Genomic DNA, 22995 nt, shown 5'->3' on the forward strand with positions numbered 1-22995 from the left:
TTCCGGAAGGTGCTTTTTTGTGTGTTGGCGAACTCTATAGTAAACCAAAAAGGAGTGGATGGAATGAACCGCATTAATTTGATCTGCCTGGGCGTTCAGGATATGGAAAGGTCTGTGAAGTTTTACCGGGATGAACTGGGCTTCCAAACGGATGAAAAGAGTGATAAACCGGACATCATTTTCTTCAACACTTCAGGTACCAAATTGGAGCTATATCCTTTAGAGGAATTGGCAAAAGACATCGACGCAGAAAATCCGCCCGTGAAAACCGGCTTCTCTGGAATCACCTTGGCCTATAATGCCAAATCACGGGAGGAAGTGGACCAAGTCATGGAATTAGCGAGAAAAGCGGGAGCGGTGATCGTGAAACAACCTGTTGATGTCTTTTGGGGAGGGTATTCGGGTTATTTCCAAGACCCCGATGGCTACTACTGGGAAGTCGCATATGGCCCTGATTTCACATTTGATGCACACGACATGCTCGACTTCGACCGCAATGAATAGAGGCATAGAAGATGCCACGCAGCGAAAAGCCTGAATGGATTTAAAAACGCTTTCACTATGTTATACTGGACTGTAGCAAAAGTGATAAGGAGTGTAGTGGAATGTTAAGTGAAACACAAGTGCGAGAAGCAGTCGGAGCTCTAGAAGATCCGTTTTTACATAGAACCCTGTCGGAAACAAACGGCATCTTGTCGGTAAAAATCAAAGAAGAGAAAAAATACGTCAGTGTGAAATTGGCCATCGCCAAAACGAACACGCCGGAACAAATGCAGCTTCAGATGAAAGTGGTCGATGCCATCAAGGGAGTTGGCGCTGACTCTGTCGGCATCCGTTTCGAAGAATTGCCGCCAGAAGCATTGGCACAGTTCCGCGGGACCGCGAATGAGTCTGAAGCACAAGACTTATTGTCTCCATTGAACAAAGTGGAATTCATCTCTATCGCCAGCGGTAAAGGCGGCGTCGGGAAATCGACCGTTTCCGTCAACTTGGCGATTGCGCTTGCGCGTGCAGGCAAAAAAGTTGGGCTCGTTGACGCAGATATCTACGGCTTCAGTGTGCCGGACATGATGGGCATCGATAAAGCACCGGTTGTCCGTGGCGATACGATCATCCCGGTCGAGCGCTTCGGCGTCAAAGTGATTTCCATGGGCTTCTTCGTCGAAGACAATATGCCTGTCGTATGGCGTGGCCCAATGCTCGGGAAAGTTTTGGACCAGTTCTTCCGCGATGTGGAGTGGGGAGATCTTGATTACCTACTATTGGACTTGCCGCCAGGGACAGGGGATGTCGCACTCGATATCCACCAAATGCTTCCTGCTTCTAAAGAAATTGTCGTCACAACGCCGCATCCAACCGCAGCATTTGTAGCAGCACGTGCAGGAGCGATGGCTTTGCAAACCAATCACGAAGTATTGGGAGTCGTCGAGAACATGTCGTGGTTTGAAAGCCAAGGATCCGGCAAAAAAGAATACATCTTCGGAAAAGGCGGCGGGGCAAAGCTCGCTGAAGAATTACAATCTCCATTGCTCGGACAGATTCCGCTTGGCCAGCCGGACTGGGATGAAAATGATTTCGCTCCATCTGTCTACGCAGAAGATCACCCAACCGGAAAGATTTATGGAGAGATTGCCCAACAAGTCCTCCAGCAATTCGCGAATAAAGAGAACAAGCAATAAAACATACTATCCGGAAACCGGCTTTCGGTTTCCGGATTTTTATATAGGCAGTAAAAGACTTTCAAGGTTTGTTCACAACTCCTCCTGCAGATAGAAGGGTTTGTTGATACAATCGAAAGGAACTTTAAATTAACGGAGGCAATATACGTGACTATACGAAATTGGGTTAAGTTTGCATTGACTGCATTATTGATAGGCGGAGGGATTACCGGGCTTCTCGGAATTTTCATCCGCTGGAACGATGTCTTCGCCGAAGCTGCACGGAATGGGCAATGGGGAGAATTCATCGCGGGCTTTGTCTGGATGATTGTCGTCGGACTCACCATGAGCTTGATTGCGCAGATGGGCTTCTTCGCCTATTTGACGATTCACCAGTTCGGCCATAATATGTTCCGCTCGCTGCGGCTATGGAATTGGGTACAGCTCTTGATCATCGCCATCGTCATCTTCGACTTGATTGTGTTCCGTTTCCTGCCGAACGTCGAGACGGGCGGGCAAGGATTCCTTTATGGAACACTGCTATTCATTTTATTGGCAGTATCGCTCACAACAGCGTACTTCAAAGCGAAATGGACAGCGAAGTCAGCATTCATTTCAGCGTTGTTTTTCATGATTGTCGTTACGACACTGGAATGGCTGCCGGCTTTAATGGTAAGAGCGGGTAATGTAGACAGCTGGGTAACCTTGTTGTTGTTCCCATTGCTTGCAGTGAACGCTTACCAACTTCTTGCCTTGCCGAAGTATAACGAGAAGTCTGAAGAGGACCGTTTGAAACTTGAAGCTCGCCGGGCTGCGAGAAAAGCACAGGCTGCTGAAGGAAAGAAATGATTTTTCAGAAAAGTCCCGCTTTCTGCCTCTAGGGCAGGGAGCGGGATTTTTTGTTTTAAATGACTTTTTCGTCTGCAGCAAGAAACGCTTTACCTATAGGGTTTAGAGGATGTTTTGAATAGATTTTAAGAAGCTGAAAAGTTCTTTTGAAAAAAGTTTGGTAAATCCGTTGACATATATTTAAACATGCTTTAATATAATAAAAGTCGTCAGGAACGACAGCAAACATGAACCTTGAAAACTGAACAGCAAAACGTCAACAATACAGTCGCGAGTGATCGCGGCAAACGTACTGATCAGCTTCGGCAGATCAAGCGAATCGCGCGTCTTTCGGGACGGCGATACGCCAGCAACTATTGAGCAATCAATACTACTCTATAATGGAGAGTTTGATCCTGGCTCAGGACGAACGCTGGCGGCGTGCCTAATACATGCAAGTCGAGCGGAGATAGTGGAGCTTGCTCCATTATCTTAGCGGCGGACGGGTGAGTAACACGTGGGCAACCTGCCCTGCAGATCGGGATAACTCCGGGAAACCGGTGCTAATACCGAATAGTTTGCGGCCTCTCATGGGGCTGCACGGAAAGACGGTTTCGGCTGTCACTGCAGGATGGGCCCGCGGCGCATTAGCTAGTTGGTGAGGTAACGGCTCACCAAGGCCACGATGCGTAGCCGACCTGAGAGGGTGATCGGCCACACTGGGACTGAGACACGGCCCAGACTCCTACGGGAGGCAGCAGTAGGGAATCTTCCGCAATGGACGAAAGTCTGACGGAGCAACGCCGCGTGAGTGAAGAAGGTTTTCGGATCGTAAAACTCTGTTGTGAGGGAAGAACAAGTACCAACTAACTACTGGTACCTTGACGGTACCTCACCAGAAAGCCACGGCTAACTACGTGCCAGCAGCCGCGGTAATACGTAGGTGGCAAGCGTTGTCCGGAATTATTGGGCGTAAAGCGCGCGCAGGCGGTCCTTTAAGTCTGATGTGAAAGCCCACGGCTCAACCGTGGAGGGTCATTGGAAACTGGGGGACTTGAGTGCAGAAGAGGAAAGTGGAATTCCACGTGTAGCGGTGAAATGCGTAGAGATGTGGAGGAACACCAGTGGCGAAGGCGACTTTCTGGTCTGTAACTGACGCTGAGGCGCGAAAGCGTGGGGAGCAAACAGGATTAGATACCCTGGTAGTCCACGCCGTAAACGATGAGTGCTAAGTGTTAGGGGGTTTCCGCCCCTTAGTGCTGCAGCTAACGCATTAAGCACTCCGCCTGGGGAGTACGGCCGCAAGGCTGAAACTCAAAGGAATTGACGGGGGCCCGCACAAGCGGTGGAGCATGTGGTTTAATTCGAAGCAACGCGAAGAACCTTACCAGGTCTTGACATCCCGCTGACCGCCTAGGAGACTAGGCTTTCCCTTCGGGGACAGCGGTGACAGGTGGTGCATGGTTGTCGTCAGCTCGTGTCGTGAGATGTTGGGTTAAGTCCCGCAACGAGCGCAACCCTTGATCTTAGTTGCCAGCATTCAGTTGGGCACTCTAAGGTGACTGCCGGTGACAAACCGGAGGAAGGTGGGGATGACGTCAAATCATCATGCCCCTTATGACCTGGGCTACACACGTGCTACAATGGACGGTACAAAGGGCTGCAAACCCGCGAGGGGGAGCCAATCCCAGAAAACCGTTCTCAGTTCGGATTGCAGGCTGCAACTCGCCTGCATGAAGCCGGAATCGCTAGTAATCGCGGATCAGCATGCCGCGGTGAATACGTTCCCGGGCCTTGTACACACCGCCCGTCACACCACGAGAGTTTGTAACACCCGAAGTCGGTGGGGTAACCCTTACGGGAGCCAGCCGCCGAAGGTGGGACAGATGATTGGGGTGAAGTCGTAACAAGGTAGCCGTATCGGAAGGTGCGGCTGGATCACCTCCTTTCTAAGGATAATATCGGAACCGATTCTCACGAATCGGGTTGACGTTTTGCGTTCAGTTTTGAAGGTTCACTCCGCAAGGATTGACTTTCAAACTTGTTCTTTGAAAACTGGATAGATCGACATTGATTAAGAAACAAGCATCAAGTAGCGTGATCGCTTTGCGATCAACTTATTTTTTTTGACCATTCAGTGGTTAAGTTAATAAGGGCGCACGGTGGATGCCTTGGCACTAGGAGCCGAAGAAGGACGGCACTAACACCGATATGCCTCGGGGAGCTGTAAGTGAGCTGGGATCCGGGGATTTCCGAATGGGGAAACCCACTGTTCGTAATGGAGCAGTATCCATGTGTGAATACATAGCACATGAGAAGGCAGACTCAGGGAACTGAAACATCTAAGTACCTGAAGGAAGAGAAAGCAAATGCGATTCCCCAAGTAGCGGCGAGCGAAACGGGATCAGCCCAAACCAGAAGGCTTGCCTTCTGGGGTTGTAGGACACTCTATACGGAGTTACAAAGGAACGGATTAAGCGAAGCGACCTGGAACGGTCCGCAAGATAGGGTAATAGCCCCGTAGCTGAAAGTTCGTTCCCTCCAGAGTGGATCCTGAGTACGGCGGAACACGAGAAATTCCGTCGGAATCCGGGAGGACCATCTCCCAAGGCTAAATACTCCCTAGTGACCGATAGTGAACCAGTACCGTGAGGGAAAGGTGAAAAGCACCCCGGAAGGGGAGTGAAATAGATCCTGAAACCGTGTGCCTACAAGTAGTTAGAGCCCGTTAATGGGTGATAGCGTGCCTTTTGTAGAATGAACCGGCGAGTTACGATTGCATGCAAGGTTAAGGTGAGAAGCCGGAGCCGCAGCGAAAGCGAGTCTGAATAGGGCGAGTGAGTATGCAGTTGTAGACCCGAAACCAGGTGATCTACCCATGTCCAGGGTGAAGGTAAGGTAACACTTACTGGAGGCCCGAACCCACGCACGTTGAAAAGTGCGGGGATGAGGTGTGGGTAGCGGAGAAATTCCAATCGAACCTGGAGATAGCTGGTTCTCTCCGAAATAGCTTTAGGGCTAGCCTCAAGAAGAGAATCCTGGAGGTAGAGCACTGTTTGGACTAGGGGCCCATCCCGGGTTACCGAATTCAGACAAACTCCGAATGCCAGTGATTTATGCTTGGGAGTCAGACTGCGAGTGATAAGATCCGTAGTCAAGAGGGAAACAGCCCAGACCACCAGCTAAGGTCCCCAAATATCCGTTAAGTGGAAAAGGATGTGGCGTTGCTTAGACAACCAGGATGTTGGCTTAGAAGCAGCCATCATTTAAAGAGTGCGTAATAGCTCACTGGTCGAGTGACACTGCGCCGAAAATGTACCGGGGCTAAACGGATTACCGAAGCTGTGGATGGACATCGTAGATGTCCGTGGTAGGAGAGCGTTCTAAGGGCGTTGAAGTCAGACCGGAAGGACTGGTGGAGCGCTTAGAAGTGAGAATGCCGGTATGAGTAACGAAAGACGGGTGAGAATCCCGTCCACCGAATGCCTAAGGTTTCCTGAGGAAGGCTCGTCCGCTCAGGGTTAGTCGGGACCTAAGTCGAGGCCGATAGGCGTAGACGATGGACAACAGGTTGATATTCCTGTACCACCTCCCCGCCGTTTGAGTAATGGGGGGACGCAGAAGGATAGGGTGAGCGTGCCGTTGGTTGTGCACGTCCAAGTTGTGAGATGAGAAACGAGGCAAATCCCGTTTCTATGTACATCAAGCAGTGATGGCAAGAGGTTTAACCTCAGAGTCCCTGATTTCACACTGCCAAGAAAAGCCTCTAGCGAGGCGGGAGGTGCCCGTACCGCAAACCGACACAGGTAGGCGAGAAGAGAATTCTAAGGTGAGCGAGTGAACTCTCGTTAAGGAACTCGGCAAAATGACCCCGTAACTTCGGGAGAAGGGGTGCTCTGGTAGGGTGAATAGCCCGAGAGAGCCGCAGTGAATAGGCCCAGGCGACTGTTTAGCAAAAACACAGGTCTCTGCAAAACCGTAAGGTGACGTATAGGGGCTGACGCCTGCCCGGTGCTGGAAGGTTAAGGGGAGTGCTTAGCGCAAGCGAAGGTGCGAACCGAAGCCCCAGTAAACGGCGGCCGTAACTATAACGGTCCTAAGGTAGCGAAATTCCTTGTCGGGTAAGTTCCGACCCGCACGAAAGGCGTAACGATCTGGGCACTGTCTCAACGAGAGACTCGGTGAAATTATAGTACCTGTGAAGATGCAGGTTACCCGCGACAGGACGGAAAGACCCCGTGGAGCTTTACTGTAGCCTGATATTGAATTTTGGTGCAACTTGTACAGGATAGGTAGGAGCCAGAGAACCCGGAGCGCCAGCTTCGGGGGAGGCGTCGGTGGGATACTACCCTGGTTGTATTGAACTTCTAACCCACAAGCCTTAGCGGCTTGGGAGACAGTGTCAGGCGGGCAGTTTGACTGGGGCGGTCGCCTCCTAAAGAGTAACGGAGGCGCTCAAAGGTTCCCTCAGAATGGTTGGAAATCATTCGCAGAGTGTAAAGGCACAAGGGAGCTTGACTGCGAGACGGACAGGTCGAGCAGGGTCGAAAGACGGACTTAGTGATCCGGTGGTTCCGCATGGAAGGGCCATCGCTCAACGGATAAAAGCTACCCCGGGGATAACAGGCTTATCTCCCCCAAGAGTCCACATCGACGGGGAGGTTTGGCACCTCGATGTCGGCTCATCGCATCCTGGGGCTGTAGTCGGTCCCAAGGGTTGGGCTGTTCGCCCATTAAAGCGGTACGCGAGCTGGGTTCAGAACGTCGTGAGACAGTTCGGTCCCTATCCGTCGCGGGCGCAGGAAATTTGAGAGGAGCTGTCCTTAGTACGAGAGGACCGGGATGGACACACCGCTGGTGTACCAGTTGTTCTGCCAAGAGCATCGCTGGGTAGCTATGTGTGGCCGGGATAAGTGCTGAAAGCATCTAAGCACGAAGCCCCCCTCAAGATGAGATTTCCCATTGCGCAAGCAAGTAAGATCCCTCAAAGACGATGAGGTAGATAGGTTCGGGGTGGAAGCGTGGCGACACGTGCAGCTGACGAATACTAATCGATCGAGGACTTAACCAACAAACTGAAACGCAAGTTTCCCACAATGTCGATTTATCCAGTTTTGAGCGAACAAGCTCAAGAGTCCAGTGATGATGGCAAAGAGGCCACACCCGTTCCCATCCCGAACACGGAAGTTAAGCTCTTTTGCGCCGATGGTAGTTGGGGGTTTCCCCCTGTGAGAGTAGGACGTCGCTGGGCAATCATCTTTTTTTACTTTGTACCGAGATTTCCTTTTACCTTGCTTCCATAGCTCAGCAGGTAGAGTGCTTCCATGGTAAGGAAGAGGTCACCGGTTCGAACCCGGTTGGAAGCTTTTGATTCATTAAAGTTTCTTTACATCGGAAACTGTTTTCTTTATAATTTTTTTGTAAGGCCCCTTGGTCAAGCGGTTAAGACACCGCCCTTTCACGGCGGTAACACGGGTTCGAATCCCGTAGGGGTCACCATTCACGGAGGATTAGCTCAGCTGGGAGAGCATCTGCCTTACAAGCAGAGGGTCGGCGGTTCGATCCCGTCATCCTCCACCATGTATCCATTTAGGCTATTAATCGAATAACGGTGGGGTAGCGAAGTGGCTAAACGCGGCGGACTGTAAATCCGCTCCTTCGGGTTCGGCAGTTCGAATCTGCCCCCCACCACCAGTTTTTTATTGCTTTGGGGTATAGCCAAGCGGTAAGGCAACGGGTTTTGATCCCGTCATGCCCTGGTTCGAATCCAGGTACCCCAGCCATTTTTTATTTTGAGCCATTAGCTCAGTTGGTAGAGCATCTGACTTTTAATCAGAGGGTCGAAGGTTCGAATCCTTCATGGCTCATTTATCTTTGCGCATTTTTCGCGCGGGGCCTTAGCTCAGCTGGGAGAGCGCGACGCTGGCAGCGTCGAGGTCAGGGGTTCGAGCCCCCTAGGCTCCATTGTTCCATGTGCAATCCATGTGTAAAAAGCCCGTATCCATTCAATTGGATACGGGCTTTTTTTAGTTTCCGATATATTCCGATTGTGGCCGGAAAATCACGTTATCGTGCTGCTGTTCGATGGCATGGGCAGTCCAGCCGACGATCCGTGCGATGCTGAAGGTTGGGGTGAATAGTTCAGGCGGCATTTGAATGGACCTCATAATCGCTGCTGCATAAAATTCTACATTGGTATAAAGGGCACGTCCTGGTTTTCGTTCATTTAGCAATTGGGTGATTTTATTTTCGGCTATGACTGCAAGGTTCAGCCAAGGGTCTTCTTGCTGCAGCTGCTGGCATTTTTCACGGAGCAGAATAGCGCGCGGATCTTCTGTACGATATACACGGTGACCGAAGCCCATGATTTTCTCACCTTGTGCCAGTTTTTGTTCAATGACTGGATTAATCCTTTCGGGATACTGGATTTCATCAAGCAATTCAAGCACACCGGACGGAGCGCCTCCATGTAAAGGACCCTTCATCGTACCGATTGCAGAAACGATGGCAGCGCTTAAGTCGGATTCGGTGGAAATGGTGACACGGCCAGCAAAAGTGGATGCATTCATGCCGTGTTCCATCGTTAAGTTCAAATAGGTTTCCAAGGCTTCAGTTTGTGCGTGTGTCGGTACTTGCCCTTTGATCATCCATAGATAGTTTGCAGTATGGCCCAGGTCGCTTCTTGGCGTGACGAATTCCTGTCCGGTGCTTTGCCGGTATAGAAGAGCCGTCATTACCGGAAGTGCAGCAGTAAGGGCAATGGCTTGCTGTTGGCTCGCCAATTCTTTGAATTCGGCATGCTGATAAGCCGAGACGAGGGTCCGCATTCCGTCCATCAACGAAGTCTCTTTTGGCAGGGCCTGTGTGATACTCATGAGATAATTCGGCAAACGACGATAGGATTTTAATTGTTCCGTGAGGCTTGCGAGTTCTTCTTTTGAAGCATGATGGCCATGCCAGAGAAAGTAAGCTGTTTGTTCGAAGTTTTTTCCTACAATTACTTCATTGACCAATTTTCCACGGTAACGGAGTTCACCCTTATCCCCTTCGACAGATGCAATGGCAGTTTGAACGGCGACAATGCCTTTAAGGCCTTTTTGAAACATGGAAATTCCTCCTTTTTTTCAAGTATAAGTTGCAGCTTTAATTATGAAAATTAAAGATTTATAATTAAGATAATTAAAAAAACTAATTGAAAGGAGATATGAAATGGAGATGCAATGGCTGAGAACCTTTGCAGATGCTGCGGAAACCTTGAATTTCCGTAAGACGTCCGAACGCTTGATGCTGTCACAGCCGAGTGTGACGGTGCATATTCGGCAATTGGAAGAGTATTTGGGGATTCGCTTGTTCGATCGCATCAAGAACCGTGTGTTGTTAACTGAGGAAGGGCGCCATTTTAAACAGCAGACAGAAACATTGATAGAAAAATTCGATTCGACAGCCGATGAGCTTCAATCATTTGCCCAAGGCTACCGGCGAAAATGGACCATCGCAATCTCTCCGTTAATGGCAGAGACGGTGCTGCCATATATCCTAAAGTCGTTTACGAAAGCACATCCGGACCTTGAGCTGGTTATTCGTGTGGAAGAGTCGGAAGCGATTGAAGTACTGGTAGAGAGCGGGGAAGTGTCTGCTGGCATATCGGCTTTGCTGCCGGTAAAACGAGTGATTCTCCATGAAGTGGTTTATGAAGATCCTTTACTGCTCATTGTGCCGAGGGATGCTTATGATGATGAACGGGGCCCAGTGGTTTCGGGAGAAGAGGTATTGCAGCGGAACTTTATCTTCACGCATCATCATCCCGTTTTTTGGGAAGAGCTGCTGGTGAAATTGCGCGTGCAGCTGCCGGGCATCCGTACGATGAAAGTGACGCAGGCCTATATTGCGAAAAAGTTTATCCAGGAAGGGCTCGGCGTTTCATTTTTGCCGAAGTCGATGGTGCGCCGTGAGCTGATTGAAGGGCGTTTGATGGAAGCGCGTTTTGACTTGTTCCCGTTGCCCACTGTTGCGACGTATTTCCTGTCCCTCAGCATGGGGGAACTGGAGAAAGATTTTTTGAGCCGTGTGCAATCGGTTTATTTCCGGTGAGTTGAAGAAGCGATAGTTTTATTGAAAATGGCGAATTTGACGGATGCACTGGTATACTGCAGATAAGGAGGGGATGGATATGTATATTGAACAGCGTAATATTCGGCTTCGTTTGCTGAAACGTGAGGATTTTGAGGCATTATGGGCGCTTTATACACCGGACATCTTCGAATATATGCTGACTAAGGTGGAACGTTTCGAAGATTTAGAAGCGTGGTTATCGGCTGGAATGAACCAATCCAATGTCCTGGTATTTGCCGTGGAGCTTCCGGAAAGTGGTGAGATTGTCGGCACCACCCGCATTTATTCGATTGACGATACGAACAAGAGTTGTGAAATTGGAGCGACTTTCTATAGCGAAAAAGCACAGCGCACCCATGTCAATACGGCCGTCAAACATGCGCTGCTAGGCTATTGCTTCGAAGAACGGGAGATGATCCGCGTCCAGTTCAAAACCGATGCTGAAAATATCCGTTCCCAAAAATCGATCGAACGGATAGGAGCGGTGAAAGAAGGGCATTTGCGCAACGAACGAATCCGCTCGACAGGTGAACCAAGAGATGCCATTGTCTATTCCATCATTGATCGTGAATGGCCGGAAGTGAAAAAATCACTGGAAGAAAAAATGAATAAATATTCGGAATAATGTCAGGTTGAGCCAAGAGAACCTCAGAGGGTACAATAAATGTATCTTACTGAGGGGGTATAAAATAATGAATAAATTAAATGTTTCTATTATAGGTGTACCAATGGACCACGGGCAAATGCGCCGCGGCGTCGATATGGGGCCAAGCGCAATCCGTTACGCGGGCGTAGTGGACCGTATTGAAAATCTCGGGCATGAAGTAAATGACGAAGGCGATATCCAAATCCGCAAAGCGGACGGCAAAGTGGATGAAAACACCAATTTGCGCAATATGGACGTAATTACCGAAGCGACAGAAGCACTTGGAGAAACCGTTTCAGGCGTAGCCAAAGCCGGGAATTTTCCATTAGTATTGGGTGGCGACCATAGTATTGCGATCGGAACGCTTGCCGGCATTTCAGAGCATTACGAGAATTTGGGCGTCATCTGGTATGATGCGCATGCGGATATGAACACGAGTGAAACGTCGCCATCAGGCAATATTCACGGCATGCCGCTTGCGGCGAGCTTTGGGCATGGCCATGAGAAATTGACGAACATCCGCGGTTACTCGCCAAAAGTGAAGCCGGAAAACATTGTCATCATCGGGGCGCGTTCTGTCGATCCAGGTGAGCGTGAATTGATCAAAGAGCACGGCATCAAAGTGTTCAGCATGCACGAAATCGACAAAATGGGCATGGATCATGTTATGCAGGAGTCGATCCGCTATTTGCGTGAAGAGCGTAAAACGGACGGTGTCCATTTGTCGCTCGACCTCGATGGCATCGATCCGATGTATACACCAGGTGTCGGTACGCCGGTACCAGGCGGCATTAGTTACCGCGAAAGCCATTTGGCGATGGAAATGCTGTTTGATGCAGGATTGATCACTTCTGCAGAATTTGTTGAAGTCAACCCGATCCTCGATGAAAAGAACCGTACAGCAGATGTGGCGGTCGCATTGATCGGTTCATTGCTTGGTGAAAAATTAGTATAAGAATAAAGCGACTGTCCGGAATTTCCGGGCAGCTTTTTTTAATTTTGCGGAATGTATAGGGGATTAGGAAGAAGGGTGTAGGACTGTCAGACAGCACATTGCATGATTCTTATCAGCGAAATAATAAACTGATGAATTCATTCAAAGAACTGGAAATTGGCTGGTTTTTTCTGGGGATGGTTTGATAGGATAGAAGAAGAGAAAAAAATGAAACCTTTTCAGAACTGGACCGTATATAAAAGACAGCCGCATGGCGGAGGGAAATGAGATCATGGATGCGTTAGTGAATAAACGAATAAAACGAGTCATGAAGGGCGACCAAGACGCATTTGCCGAAATCGTGGAGCTGTATCAACATCAGTTGTTCCAGATTTGCTACCGCATGCTCGGCAACCGGCATGAAGCGGAAGATATTGCACAGGAAGCATTTACGCGGGCCTATGTGAACATACACACCTTCGACCAGAACCGTAAATTTTCCACGTGGCTTTACCGCATCGCCACCAATCTGTGCATTGACCGGATCCGCAAGAAAAAGCCGGATTATCATTTGGATGCGGAAGTCAAAGGCACGGAAGGCTTGAATATGTATTCGAAGATTGCCAATGATGAAGAGCTTCCGGAAGAAGAATTGATGCGGATGGAAGTTCAGGAGCGGGTGCAGTACGAAATAAGCCGCTTGCCGGATAAGTACCGGGCAGCGATTGTGTTAAAATATATCGAGGAATTGCCGCTGGCCGAAATCAGCGAGATCCTGGATTTGCCGCTTGGCACGGTGAAAACGCGGATACACCGCGGGCGCGAAGCACTTCGCAAGCAATTGAGCAATTTGTAGGAGGCGAGCATGATGAATGCGTGTCCGGAAAAAGTCATTCGCATGATGGACGATTACCTCGACGGGGAAATCAGCCCATCAGAGGAAAAAGAACTGAAAGATTACTTGCAGAGCTGCAGCGACTGCAGAAAAATATATCAAGAACTGACCAAAACCATTGCGTTTGTCCAAAGCGCTTCACACGTCCAGGCACCGTCGGACTTTGTGCAAAAGACGATGGCCGGTTTGCCGAAAGAATCACAGCGCGTCGGGATGAAACGCTTTATGCGTCATCACCCGCTGATGATCGCGGCAGCACTTTTCGTCTTGTTGATGAGTGCGGCGATGATGTCGAGCTTTAGCGACGACCAGCAGTTTTCATTTACCAAACAAGAGAACTTGGTAGTTGAAGGGCAGACCGTCGTCGTGCCGGAAGGCCAAACGGTTGTCGGGGATTTGACGATCCGCAATGGCGATTTGCGCGTGGACGGGGAACTTGAAGGCGACGTGACGATTGTCAACGGCCAGTACATGGCATCGAGTGGCGTCATTAACGGTGAAATCGAGGAAATCGACCAAGTATTCGAGTGGCTCTGGTATACGATCAAAGGGACATTCCAGGATGCGGTCAGCTTTTTTGGCGGCAATGACCAATCAATAGACGAGTAAAGCCCATCCATTCAATGGATGGGCTTTTTGCATGGGGGCAGATGTCTCGGGATATGATATACTTAAACTATATGTACATGGAGAAAAGCGAGGGTTGCAGATGCCTTTTTTGGAAAACTTCAATGACCAGACGCCGCTTCAGATGATCGGAAATGTTATCGACATCCTGTTGGTCTGGTTCGTTATTTACAAACTTATTACTGTCATCAAGGGAACGAAGGCTGTCCAATTATTAAAAGGAATCTTCTTTATTATCATCGCGCGTCTTGTGACCCAGGCGCTCAACCTGGAAACGCTTGGTTGGATTATGCAGCAAGTGCTCGAATGGGGTTTTCTTGCCATCATCATCATCTTCCAGCCTGAATTGAGACGCGCACTCGAACAGCTCGGGCGCGGGAAACTGTTCTCGAGCAGTACGCTTAATGAAGAATCCGAGCGCAACCGCTTGATTGAAGCGATGAGCAAATCGGTCAGCTATATGGCAAAGCGCCGCATCGGGGCACTCATTTCGATCGAGCGTGAAACCGGGCTCAGCGAATACATAGAGACGGGCATTCCGATGAATTCGGACATCACTTCCGAATTGATGATCAATCTATTCATTCCGAACACGCCGTTGCATGACGGTGCGGTCATCGTCCAGAAGAACCGCATCGCTGCGGCAGCCTGCTATTTGCCGCTGTCCGAGAGCCCGTTCATTTCGAAAGAGCTGGGGACGCGCCACCGTGCAGCACTCGGCATCAGTGAAGTGACGGATGCCATCACCATTGTCGTATCGGAAGAGACCGGGGCGATCAGTTTGACGGCGAACGGCGATTTGCACCGCAATTTGTCGCTCGAAGACTTTGAAGTGAAGCTCCGCCGTATCTGGTTCGGTGTCGAACAACAACAGACGGCAAGTTCTTGGTGGAATTGGAGGGGGAAAAAGAATGGATAAGATGATGGACAATCCGTGGTTTCTTCGGATCATGGCATTATTCCTGGCCTTTCTGCTCTTCTTTTCCGTCCAGACGGAAAATAATACGACCACCACTGAAACTGGAAGAGTGTCGGAAATGATCGAAGACGTGGAACTGCAAGTGTATTACGATGAAAGCTTGATGGTCAGCGGCGTGCCGGATACGGTCGACCTGTATTTGAGCGGACCGGCAAGCATTATCCAGACGACGCGCCAGCTCGATGACTATACCTTATTCATTGATTTGCGCAGCCTGCCTTTAGGGGAGCATCAAGTGCCGATTCAGACAGAAAACCTATCGGAACAACTGAGTGCACGCGTGGACCCGGCATTCGTTAATGTCGTGCTCGAGGAGCGGGTGTCCCAGGAATTCGATATCGACGCTGAAATGAACGAGCGCTTGCTGGCGGAAGGATTTGTCCTGGACGGCCTGTCTGTCGAACCGGATACTGTGACCGTTACGGGACCGCAAAGCGTCATCAATGCCATCAGCTTTGTCAAAGCGACAGTGACCGGTGAACCGGAAATCAAAGAATCTTTCACTGCTGAAGCGCGTGTCCGCGTGCTGGCAGAAGATTTGACGAAACTGGACAATGTCACGATCGAGCCGGAATCCGTGGCGGTTGACGTTACGGTAGAGGAATACAGCCGTGAATTGCCGGTACGCATCGAATCGACTGGCGATCCGCAAACAGGTATCACCATCAACTCCTGGACGCCTACAAGTGAACAAGTACGGGTCTTTGGGCCGCGTAGCGTAGTGGATGCGATGGAGGAATATGTCATCGAAGTGGAAGCGAATAGCGTCACGGCCTCCGATACGACGGTGACAGTGGAATTGCCGATTCCATCGGGCGCGTCCGGGGTTTCTCCAGGAGAGATGCAAGTAGAAGCAGACATTTCAGTGGATGAATCTTTGATCGTACCGGAAGAGTTGGAAAATCCGGAAATTGCCGAAAGTAACGAAGAATAAAATAGCTAAAAATGTAAAATTAGGTTAATATAAACAAATCATAATACAGAGTGATTGAAGGAGCGAAAAGCATGGGAAAATATTTTGGGACCGATGGTGTACGAGGGGTAGCCAATAGCGAATTGACGCCGGAACTGGCATTTAGGCTTGGGCGTTTTGGCGGCTATGTCTTAACGAAAAGCTCAAAGGAAAAACCGAAAGTGCTCGTAGGGCGGGATACACGAATTTCCGGGGAAATGCTTGAAAACGCATTAGCGGCTGGATTATTGTCAGTCGGTGCAGAAGTCATGCGCCTCGGCGTCATCAGCACTCCAGGTGTTTCATATCTGACACGCGTCATGAGCGCGGAAGCGGGAGTCATGATTTCTGCTTCCCACAACCCGGTCGCAGATAATGGCATCAAATTCTTCGGTTCAGACGGCTTTAAATTGTCGGACGACCAGGAAGCGGAAATTGAAGCATTACTCGATGCAGAAACAGACGATCTGCCACGCCCAACTGGCGGAGACCTTGGCAGCATCACCGAATATTTCGAAGGCGGCCAAAAGTACCTCCAGTATTTGAAGCAAACAGTGGACGAGGAATTCGACGGCATCCACGTGGCGCTTGACTGCGCGCATGGTGCGACATCGACATTGGCGACTCACGTATTTGCCGATTTGGACGCGGACATTAGCTCAATGGGCGCTTCGCCGAACGGCTTGAACATCAACGAAGGAGTCGGATCGACACATCCTGAAGCACTTGCGAAGCTGGTCGTGGATAAAGGTGCCGATGTTGGCCTTGCCTTTGATGGCGACGGTGACCGTTTGATCGCGGTAGATGAAAAGGGAACGATTGTCGACGGCGACCAGATCATGTATATTTGCGCGAAGCATTTGAAATCAGAAGGCCGCTTGAAACAGGATACAGTCGTTTCAACAATCATGAGCAATATGGGCTTCTACAAAGCGCTTGAAGAAAACGGCATGAAGAGCGTCAAGACGGCTGTCGGCGATCGCTATGTAGTGGAAGAAATGAAGAAGAATGAATACAATTTGGGCGGCGAACAGTCGGGCCATATCATTTTCCTTGATTACAACACGACAGGCGATGGATTGTTGTCAGGCCTTCAATTGGTGAACATCATGAAAATCACGGGCAAGAAATTGTCTGAGCTGGCGAATGAAATGACGATTTTCCCGCAAAAACTGGTGAACATCCGCGTGACGGACAAACACGGCGTGACAGATAATGCTGTCGTTGCCGAGAAGATTGCGGAAGTGGAACGCGACATGGACGGCGATGGCCGTGTGCTGGTGCGTCCTTCCGGAACCGAGCCATTGGTGCGCGTCATGGTCGAAGCGCCTTCTGCAGAAGCGTGCGAAGAGTACGTAGAGCGGATTGCGGCGGTTGTACGTGAAGAAATGGGCATGAAATAAATAAGCTAAAGGCCAGAGCATCCGCTCTGGCCTTTTTTTATGGGCAAAATGATACGACGTTGAGTGTAGAATTAGGAGATATATGAAAGTGGATAGTGGAGCTGTTAGTGGAAGAGATTACGCTTCAAGGGGCGCTTTAGGCCCGCAGGATGCGGGTCATGCAGCCGATGTGACAGGACGTCGCGTTATCGGCTGCCCGGAGTCGACATCCTTCGCTCCACGCCTAGATGTAGAGTAGAAATGAAATCGAGATGAGATATAGTAAATGCTTGTGCTGGAGATTGCGCTACAAGGGGCACGCTTGCCGAGGGGCGGGTGTTGAGCCAACGTGCATTCGCACGTTTGTCTCGCCAGCCCGCGCGGTCCCTCCGGCGTCGGCCCCTTTTCGCTCCATCTCTAAGTGTAGTGTGGAAATCAAATTCAACTGTCATTGAAATTAGCATGAATAGTTTTAGACAGTTTTGTAGTCGCATAAAAAATAGCTAGTTAACCATCTTTTCCACTATCAACTCCAGCTAGGTCTCTTCTTACAGATGAAACAATCATCGGCCATAACGCCACACTCACACATCCCACTAAGCATCGACAACCAGTGGATGCAATAAAAGAAGCTGAAGCTCAGTTGCTCAAAGCAATCAATGAAATCTAATAGCCGAACCGCGCACAGGGACGAGCCGGAGCAATAAGACAAGTGTTCTTCTTGGCTTATTGCGGGAGGCATGCCCAAAGCGGGAGGCGGCTGTTTGACGATGAAAGGGTCAATGATAACTTCTTCTCATTCGCTTGTCCGACTTACTCCACAAGATTTTCATTAGCTGAAACCTTTTCGGTTATTTATCGTCATTTCAAGGGGCTGCGCCGTCAAAAGTTTACCAAGGAATTCAAAAAGATAGGTTTTGGTATTTTCGGCAAAAATACATATTGAAAAGCTAGCATGCTTGTCCTCACAGGTTTTCGGACCGCCTGTAAGTTGTTTAGAGCTGAAAATAGTTAGAAAACGTGAGGAGCTATGAACCAGCCGCTGGAAGATGACTGTGTGGATTGTCCTAAGGGAAGTTGTGCGTTGATTGACGGAATTGTAAGGAGCGGTTATGATTAGGGAGTCGGTTTAGCGCCGATGCAAAAGGGGGATAGAGGTAAGTGCGAAGGAAACCAATTATAGCGCCTGTACTGAAGAACTCGGACGGACCAGTCAGTCTTCAGTAGACGAGGAGGAGGAGTATCGAGATTTCGGCGGATACCTCCCGGCCGCGAAGCCCGGTCGTTATGTGCATGCTTAAAACAGTCGAGTGATCGATTGGACAACCAGCTTGCACGGGCTCACAACAAAGCGTTTGCGAACGCTTATTTTGACATTTAGAAAATTGGAGGAATATAAATTATGTGTGGAATTGTCGGGTATATTGGAGAACAGGATTCAAAAGAGATTTTATTGAAAGGCTTGGAGCGTCTGGAGTACCGTGGATATGATTCAGCGGGGATTGCAGTACGCAACGGCGAAGGCATCAAAGTATTCAAGGAAAAAGGCCGCATTGCAGATTTGCGCGGAGTCGTGGAAGACGATGTAACTGGAAACACAGGAATCGGGCATACACGTTGGGCAACGCACGGCAAGCCAAGCAAAGTTAACGCTCACCCGCATCAGAATACATCAGACCGCTTCACGATTGTTCATAACGGCGTTATCGAGAACTACCACCACATCCAGCGCGACCATTTGGAAGGCGTGGAAATGGAGTCTGATACGGATACGGAAATCATCGTGCAATTGATCGGCAAATTCGTTGAGGAAGGCATGACGACACAAGAAGCGTTCAGCAAGGCTTTGAAATTGATGAAAGGCTCGTACGCAATCGCTTTGCTTGATGCAGAAGAAGAGCAGACGATCTATGTAGCAAAAAACAAGAGCCCGCTTCTTGTCGGACTTGGCGAGAACTTCAATGTCATCGCATCTGATGCAATGGCGATGCTGCAAGTGACAGACCAGTTCGTTGAATTGATGGACAAAGAAGTCGTCATCGTGAAAAAAGAAAGCGTACAGATCTTGACGCTCGACGGCGAAGAAGTGGCACGCGACCCATTCACAGCAGAAATCGACATGAGCGATATCGATAAAGGCACATATCCGCATTACATGCTGAAAGAAATCGATGAGCAGCCAGCGGTTATGCGCAAAATCATCCAAGCTTACCAAGACGAGAATGATCAATTGACGATCGACTCCGGGATTTTGGATGCTTTGGAATCAGCAGACCGCCTGTACATCATTGCTGCAGGCACGAGCTACCATGCAGGCTTGATCGGCAAGGAATACTTGGAGAAAATGGCAGGCATTCCAGTAGAAGTGCACGTAGCGAGCGAATTCGGCTACAACATGCCGCTTCTTTCTGAAAACCCGTTGTTCATCTTCATTTCCCAGTCCGGCGAAACAGCGGACAGCCGCCAAGTATTGGTGCGCATCAAGGAATTGGGCCATCCATCACTGACGGTCACTAACGTGGCAGGCTCTACGCTTTCGCGTGAAGCGGACCATACTTTATTGTTGCATGCAGGCCCTGAAATTGCGGTAGCATCGACAAAAGCGTATACAGCGCAGTTAGCTGTACTTTCAATCCTTGCAGCAGTAACGGCAGAACGCCGCGGCCGTGATATCGGTTTCGATTTGGTCCAGGAAATGGGCATCGTGGCGAACGCTGTGCAAGCACAAGTCGATATGAAAGAAGAACTTGAACAAATCGCAACGGATTACCTTTCGACTACACGCAATTGCTTCTTCATCGGACGTTTGATGGATTATTTCGTCGGCCTTGAAGGCGCATTGAAACTGAAAGAAATCTCTTACATCCAAGCAGAAGGCTTTGCTGGCGGGGAACTTAAGCACGGCACGATCGCATTGATCGAAGAAGGTACACCGGTCATCGCGCTCGCGACGCAAGAATCCGTTAACTTGAACATCCGCGGAAACGTCAAAGAAGTGGCGGCACGCGGCGCAAATACGTGCATCATCTCCATGGAAGGCTTGAATGAAGAAGGCGACAGCCACGTCTTGCCGAAAGTCCATGAATTGTTGACGCCGCTTGTATCGGTCATCCCGCTTCAGTTGATCAGCTATTATGCTGCTCTACACCGCGATTGCGATGTCGACAAGCCGCGCAACTTGGCAAAATCCGTAACAGTTGAATAAGCAATGAGCGAACTCCCGCATCCGTGCGGGGGTTTTTTTATTTCCTGGGGAAAATATTGGAATCCGCCAAAAGCCGTATCGTTTTTGTCGGGTGTAAAAAAACGGGGGCATCTATAATGAAAGCAGGAAGGAGGCAGGAAATATGCTGAAACAAATGAATGAAGCGCTTGCCTATATTGAAGCGCATTTGGAAGAGGAGATCGACGAACGCGAGCTAGAGCGCATAGCCGGCACTTCCATTTACCATTTTCGCCGGATGTTCTCTTTCCTGTCAGGCTTCACATTGAGCGAGTATATGAGAAAGCGGCGGCTGTCGAACGCCGCAGCGGACTTGCACGCTGGCATGAGTGTGACGGAAGCAGCGTTCAAATATGGCTATGATTCAGCCGATGGATTCTCGCGTGCTTTCAAGGAATGGGCAGGGATCAATCCTTCAACGGTCCAAAAGAGCGGCATGTTGAAGTCGTTCCCAAAACTGACCTTCCAGTTAACTGTAAAAGGAGGAGTAGAAATGGAATACCGCATCGAAGAAAAACAGGCGTTCACTATTATTGGCGTGAAGAAACGAGTAGCGATCCAATTCGAAGGGGAAAATGAAGAAATTATGACGCTTGCCAAAAGCATCTCAGCGGAACAACGTGAGGAAATGCGCAGTTATGCAGATATGGAACCGCATCAAGTGATCAATGCATCATTCAATTTTGACGAAGGGCGCATGGATGAACAAGGCAGTTTGGATCACATGATCGGCTTTTTGACGATGAAAAATGTCGAGCCTGGTAACGGACTTGACCGAGTCGAAGTGCCCGCACTTACGTGGGCGGTGTTTACAGCAGAAGGGGAATTTCCACGTGTGATGCAAGAGACTTGGGGAAAAATCGTCTCCGAATGGCTGCCATCGTCCGGCTATGAACTGGCCGAAGCTCCGGAAATTTCATTTACGGGTGATTTGTCGGATCCCGCCCATGTGAAAAGCGAAATTTGGATGACGGTGAAAAAACCGGTTCCAAATGAGTAATAGAAATAAACAGGAACGCATAAAGAAAGAATATTCAATCTTTTAATTGAAAAGAAATGATTTTTCTCCTATGATGAAAGGGCATCGAGATCTGCATACATGCGGCACGAGAGGTTCATCATAAAGGAGGCGGAGTTATGACGAAAATAGGCATCATTACCGGCAGCACACGTCCTGGGCGCAATAGTTTGCAAGTGGCGGAATGGGTGAAAGGCATCGCCGACCAGCGCGGGGATGCGGAATATGAAATCGTGGATTTGGCTGAATACAATCTGCCGATGTATGCAGAGCCGGTTTCTGCGGCGTATAGCCAGGACTATCAGACGCCTGAAGCCATTCCATGGGCGCAAAAGATTGCGGAGTTGGACGGTTATGTATTCATTTGCCCGGAGTACAACCATGGCGTTACGTCAGCGTTAAAGAATGCCATCGATTATTTGTACATCGAATGGAATAATAAGGCGGCAGGCATTGTCAGCTATGGGTCAGCAGGCGGCGTCCGGGCAGCGGAATCCTTGCGCATCATCATGGCGGAACTGCAAGTGGCCACGGTGAGGGCCCATCCTGCCATGTCCTTGTTTACGGATTTCGTGAAAATGAGTGAATTTAAGCCGGCAGCAGTCCACGAAAAATCGGTCAATGCCATGCTTGACCAAGTGAACGCTTGGACAAACGCATTGGAACCTTTACGCAAAGGATCCAACGAATAACACTTTCCCTTCTATCCTGGATGACAGACGCGAACAATGGCGTCTGTCATCCAGGATTTTATTTTTGTTGAGAATGAAAGCTGCGATATCATTTTAACCGGTATGGAAGAAAGTGTATTATGAAAAGAGACAACAAAGAGTTTGCAGGAAATGAGGAATTTGAGTGGGGAAAATAACAGAAAAAAGAACAAACAAGCGCGCCAAGAAAATCTTGCGGGCCATTGCGGTCATCATCGGCGGATTTATTACCGCATATGGGCTCGAAGCTGTATTGATTCCGAACAATGTATCCGATGGCGGCGTGACGGGGCTGAGCATCGTCGGTTCACAGCTGACCGGCATGCAACTCGGGATTTTAATCGGCTTGCTGAATATCCCATTCGTCTATCTCGGATACAAACAGATCGGTAAGAGTTTTGCCATCTATTCGGTGATCGGCATTGCCGCGTTGGCATACGGGACGACTATCATGCACCATGTCCCGCCGATTGTTGAAGGCGATTCGCTGCTCGTGACCGTGGTCGGGGGCATCATCATCGGTTTCGGCATGGGGCTTGCTTTGCGCAACGGCGGCGCGTTGGACGGCATCGATATGCTCGCGGTATTGCTGTCACGGAAATTGCCGTTTGGCACGAGTGATTTGATTTTATTCCTGAACTTATTCGTCTTTATCGTCGTGTCGACGGTTTTCGGATTGCAAGGAGCGTTCTTGTCGGGGATCGCTTATTTCATTGCCTCCAAAGTGATCCATATGGTGGAGGAAGGCTTGAGCGGTTCGAAGACGTATAAGATCATCACAAGCGAGCCCGAGAATATGGTCGAGACGATCCGCGACCGATTGGGGCGCAGTGCTACATACAATTTGGTCAAAGGGGCGTATACCAACGAGGACTATAAGGAAATCACGTGCATCATCAACCGCCTTGAAGATAGCAAGATGAAGGAAATCATTTACGAAATCGACCCGCAGGCTTTTGTGGCGGTGTATGACGTCGCTGAAGTGAAAGGCGGCAATTTCAAAAAGCGCGATATCCATTAATGAAACAGGG

General features: G+C 49.5%; 16 protein-coding genes, 7 tRNA genes and 3 rRNA genes. 25 read left to right on the forward strand and 1 reads right to left on the reverse strand.

The window, feature by feature from the left end:
- The first annotated feature begins 63 nt into the window (after positions 1-63).
- The 13 genes from M1Q06_RS00845 to M1Q06_RS00905 all read left to right on the forward strand — a co-directional run bounded on the left by M1Q06_RS00845 (position 64) and on the right by M1Q06_RS00905 (position 8450).
- Positions 64-504, forward strand: a complete 441-nt coding sequence (locus M1Q06_RS00845) for a VOC family protein (RefSeq protein ID WP_434400979.1) — start codon at positions 64-66, stop codon at positions 502-504.
- Between the two features lie 101 nt (positions 505-605).
- Positions 606-1679 (forward strand): Mrp/NBP35 family ATP-binding protein, encoded by a 1074-nt coding sequence (locus M1Q06_RS00850; RefSeq protein WP_121301303.1) that lies wholly within the window; start codon positions 606-608, stop codon positions 1677-1679.
- Positions 1680-1826: 147 nt separating this feature from the next.
- On the forward strand, positions 1827-2507 hold the full coding sequence (locus M1Q06_RS00855; RefSeq protein WP_434400981.1) for a KinB-signaling pathway activation protein: 681 nt from the start codon (positions 1827-1829) through the stop codon (positions 2505-2507).
- A 377-nt stretch (positions 2508-2884) separates the two neighbouring features.
- Positions 2885-4435, forward strand: a 16S ribosomal RNA gene (locus M1Q06_RS00860).
- A 190-nt stretch (positions 4436-4625) separates the two neighbouring features.
- Positions 4626-7557: ribosomal RNA gene (locus M1Q06_RS00865) — 23S ribosomal RNA — on the forward strand.
- A gap of 64 nt (positions 7558-7621) precedes the next feature.
- A 5S ribosomal RNA gene (gene rrf / locus M1Q06_RS00870) occupies positions 7622-7737 on the forward strand.
- The 16S, 23S and 5S rRNA genes sit together here with 7 tRNA genes alongside, the layout of an rRNA operon.
- Before the next feature lie 42 nt (positions 7738-7779).
- Positions 7780-7852, forward strand: a tRNA-Thr gene (locus tag M1Q06_RS00875).
- A gap of 58 nt (positions 7853-7910) precedes the next feature.
- Positions 7911-7985: transfer RNA gene (locus M1Q06_RS00880), tRNA-Glu, on the forward strand.
- 5 nt (positions 7986-7990) lie between these two features.
- Positions 7991-8066 (forward strand) — tRNA-Val (locus tag M1Q06_RS00885).
- Between the two features lie 30 nt (positions 8067-8096).
- A tRNA-Tyr gene (locus M1Q06_RS00890) sits at positions 8097-8180 on the forward strand.
- Positions 8181-8194: 14 nt separating this feature from the next.
- Positions 8195-8269 (forward strand) — tRNA-Gln (locus M1Q06_RS00895).
- Between the two features lie 11 nt (positions 8270-8280).
- Positions 8281-8353 (forward strand) — tRNA-Lys (locus M1Q06_RS00900).
- A 24-nt stretch (positions 8354-8377) separates the two neighbouring features.
- A tRNA-Ala gene (locus M1Q06_RS00905) sits at positions 8378-8450 on the forward strand.
- Positions 8451-8512: 62 nt separating this feature from the next.
- Here the strand turns inward: M1Q06_RS00905 and M1Q06_RS00910 are convergent.
- Positions 8513-9592, reverse strand: coding sequence for a citrate synthase/methylcitrate synthase (locus M1Q06_RS00910; protein WP_434400983.1), 1080 nt, complete (start codon positions 9590-9592; stop codon positions 8513-8515).
- A gap of 103 nt (positions 9593-9695) precedes the next feature.
- On the opposite strand from M1Q06_RS00910, the gene M1Q06_RS00915 reads away from it, so the two are divergent.
- The 12 genes from M1Q06_RS00915 (at position 9696) to M1Q06_RS00970 (ending at position 22985) form a co-directional block, all read left to right on the forward strand.
- Positions 9696-10577, forward strand: coding sequence for a LysR family transcriptional regulator (locus M1Q06_RS00915; RefSeq protein WP_434400985.1), 882 nt, complete (start codon positions 9696-9698; stop codon positions 10575-10577).
- Positions 10578-10656: 79 nt separating this feature from the next.
- A complete protein-coding gene (locus tag M1Q06_RS00920) occupies positions 10657-11223 on the forward strand; it encodes a GNAT family N-acetyltransferase (RefSeq protein WP_241663169.1) in 567 nt (188 codons plus the stop codon).
- Positions 11224-11290: 67 nt separating this feature from the next.
- On the forward strand, positions 11291-12199 hold the full coding sequence (gene rocF / locus M1Q06_RS00925) for an arginase (protein WP_121300648.1): 909 nt from the start codon (positions 11291-11293) through the stop codon (positions 12197-12199).
- 271 nt (positions 12200-12470) lie between these two features.
- Positions 12471-13034 carry an RNA polymerase sigma factor SigW gene (sigW, locus tag M1Q06_RS00930; protein WP_101189215.1) on the forward strand — a complete coding sequence of 188 codons (564 nt, stop codon included), beginning with the start codon at positions 12471-12473 and terminating at the stop codon, positions 13032-13034.
- Positions 13035-13046: 12 nt separating this feature from the next.
- Entirely contained in the window at positions 13047-13682 is a 636-nt protein-coding gene (locus M1Q06_RS00935) for a zf-HC2 domain-containing protein (protein ID WP_121300649.1), read from the forward strand.
- Between the two features lie 100 nt (positions 13683-13782).
- Positions 13783-14619, forward strand: a complete 837-nt coding sequence (gene cdaA, locus M1Q06_RS00940) for a diadenylate cyclase CdaA (RefSeq protein WP_121300978.1) — start codon at positions 13783-13785, stop codon at positions 14617-14619.
- Complete coding sequence (locus tag M1Q06_RS00945) at positions 14612-15613, forward strand: CdaR family protein (protein ID WP_121300650.1); 1002 nt, start codon at positions 14612-14614, stop codon at positions 15611-15613. The genes cdaA and M1Q06_RS00945 overlap by 8 nt, the downstream gene beginning before the upstream one ends.
- Before the next feature lie 71 nt (positions 15614-15684).
- Positions 15685-17034, forward strand: a complete 1350-nt coding sequence (gene glmM / locus M1Q06_RS00950) for a phosphoglucosamine mutase (RefSeq protein ID WP_121300651.1) — start codon at positions 15685-15687, stop codon at positions 17032-17034.
- A 1381-nt stretch (positions 17035-18415) separates the two neighbouring features.
- A complete protein-coding gene (glmS, locus tag M1Q06_RS00955) occupies positions 18416-20218 on the forward strand; it encodes a glutamine--fructose-6-phosphate transaminase (isomerizing) (protein ID WP_121300653.1) in 1803 nt (600 codons plus the stop codon).
- Between the two features lie 142 nt (positions 20219-20360).
- Positions 20361-21236 (forward strand): AraC family transcriptional regulator, encoded by an 876-nt coding sequence (locus M1Q06_RS00960; protein ID WP_434400990.1) that lies wholly within the window; start codon positions 20361-20363, stop codon positions 21234-21236.
- Positions 21237-21373: 137 nt separating this feature from the next.
- The gene (locus M1Q06_RS00965) at positions 21374-21946 is read left to right on the forward strand and encodes an NADPH-dependent FMN reductase (protein ID WP_434400992.1); all 573 of its coding nucleotides are present in this window, start codon (positions 21374-21376) and stop codon (positions 21944-21946) included.
- A 172-nt stretch (positions 21947-22118) separates the two neighbouring features.
- On the forward strand, positions 22119-22985 hold the full coding sequence (locus tag M1Q06_RS00970) for a YitT family protein (RefSeq protein ID WP_434402787.1): 867 nt from the start codon (positions 22119-22121) through the stop codon (positions 22983-22985).
- The last annotated feature ends 10 nt before the right edge of the window (positions 22986-22995 follow it).

Source organism: Planococcus sp. 11815, assembly GCF_051096385.1.
GTDB lineage: Bacteria > Bacillota > Bacilli > Bacillales_A > Planococcaceae > Planococcus > Planococcus citreus.

Bases quoted from the DNA above. Each gene is read 5' to 3' on its own strand.
- cdaA (WP_121300978.1), top strand. From the start codon at position 13,783: ATGCCTTTTTTGGAAAACTTCAATGACCAGACGCCGCTTCAGATGATC.
- M1Q06_RS00960 (WP_434400990.1), top strand. From the start codon at position 20,361: ATGCTGAAACAAATGAATGAAGCGCTTGCCTATATTGAAGCGCATTTG.
- sigW (WP_101189215.1), top strand. From the start codon at position 12,471: ATGGATGCGTTAGTGAATAAACGAATAAAACGAGTCATGAAGGGCGAC.
- M1Q06_RS00945 (WP_121300650.1), top strand. From the start codon at position 14,612: ATGGATAAGATGATGGACAATCCGTGGTTTCTTCGGATCATGGCATTA.
- glmM (WP_121300651.1), top strand. From the start codon at position 15,685: ATGGGAAAATATTTTGGGACCGATGGTGTACGAGGGGTAGCCAATAGC.
- rocF (WP_121300648.1), top strand. From the start codon at position 11,291: ATGAATAAATTAAATGTTTCTATTATAGGTGTACCAATGGACCACGGG.
- glmS (WP_121300653.1), top strand. From the start codon at position 18,416: ATGTGTGGAATTGTCGGGTATATTGGAGAACAGGATTCAAAAGAGATT.
- M1Q06_RS00850 (WP_121301303.1), top strand. From the start codon at position 606: ATGTTAAGTGAAACACAAGTGCGAGAAGCAGTCGGAGCTCTAGAAGAT.
- M1Q06_RS00910 (WP_434400983.1), bottom strand. From the start codon at position 9,592: ATGTTTCAAAAAGGCCTTAAAGGCATTGTCGCCGTTCAAACTGCCATT.
- M1Q06_RS00965 (WP_434400992.1), top strand. From the start codon at position 21,374: ATGACGAAAATAGGCATCATTACCGGCAGCACACGTCCTGGGCGCAAT.
- M1Q06_RS00915 (WP_434400985.1), top strand. From the start codon at position 9,696: ATGGAGATGCAATGGCTGAGAACCTTTGCAGATGCTGCGGAAACCTTG.
- M1Q06_RS00920 (WP_241663169.1), top strand. From the start codon at position 10,657: ATGTATATTGAACAGCGTAATATTCGGCTTCGTTTGCTGAAACGTGAG.
- M1Q06_RS00845 (WP_434400979.1), top strand. From the start codon at position 64: ATGAACCGCATTAATTTGATCTGCCTGGGCGTTCAGGATATGGAAAGG.
- M1Q06_RS00935 (WP_121300649.1), top strand. From the start codon at position 13,047: ATGAATGCGTGTCCGGAAAAAGTCATTCGCATGATGGACGATTACCTC.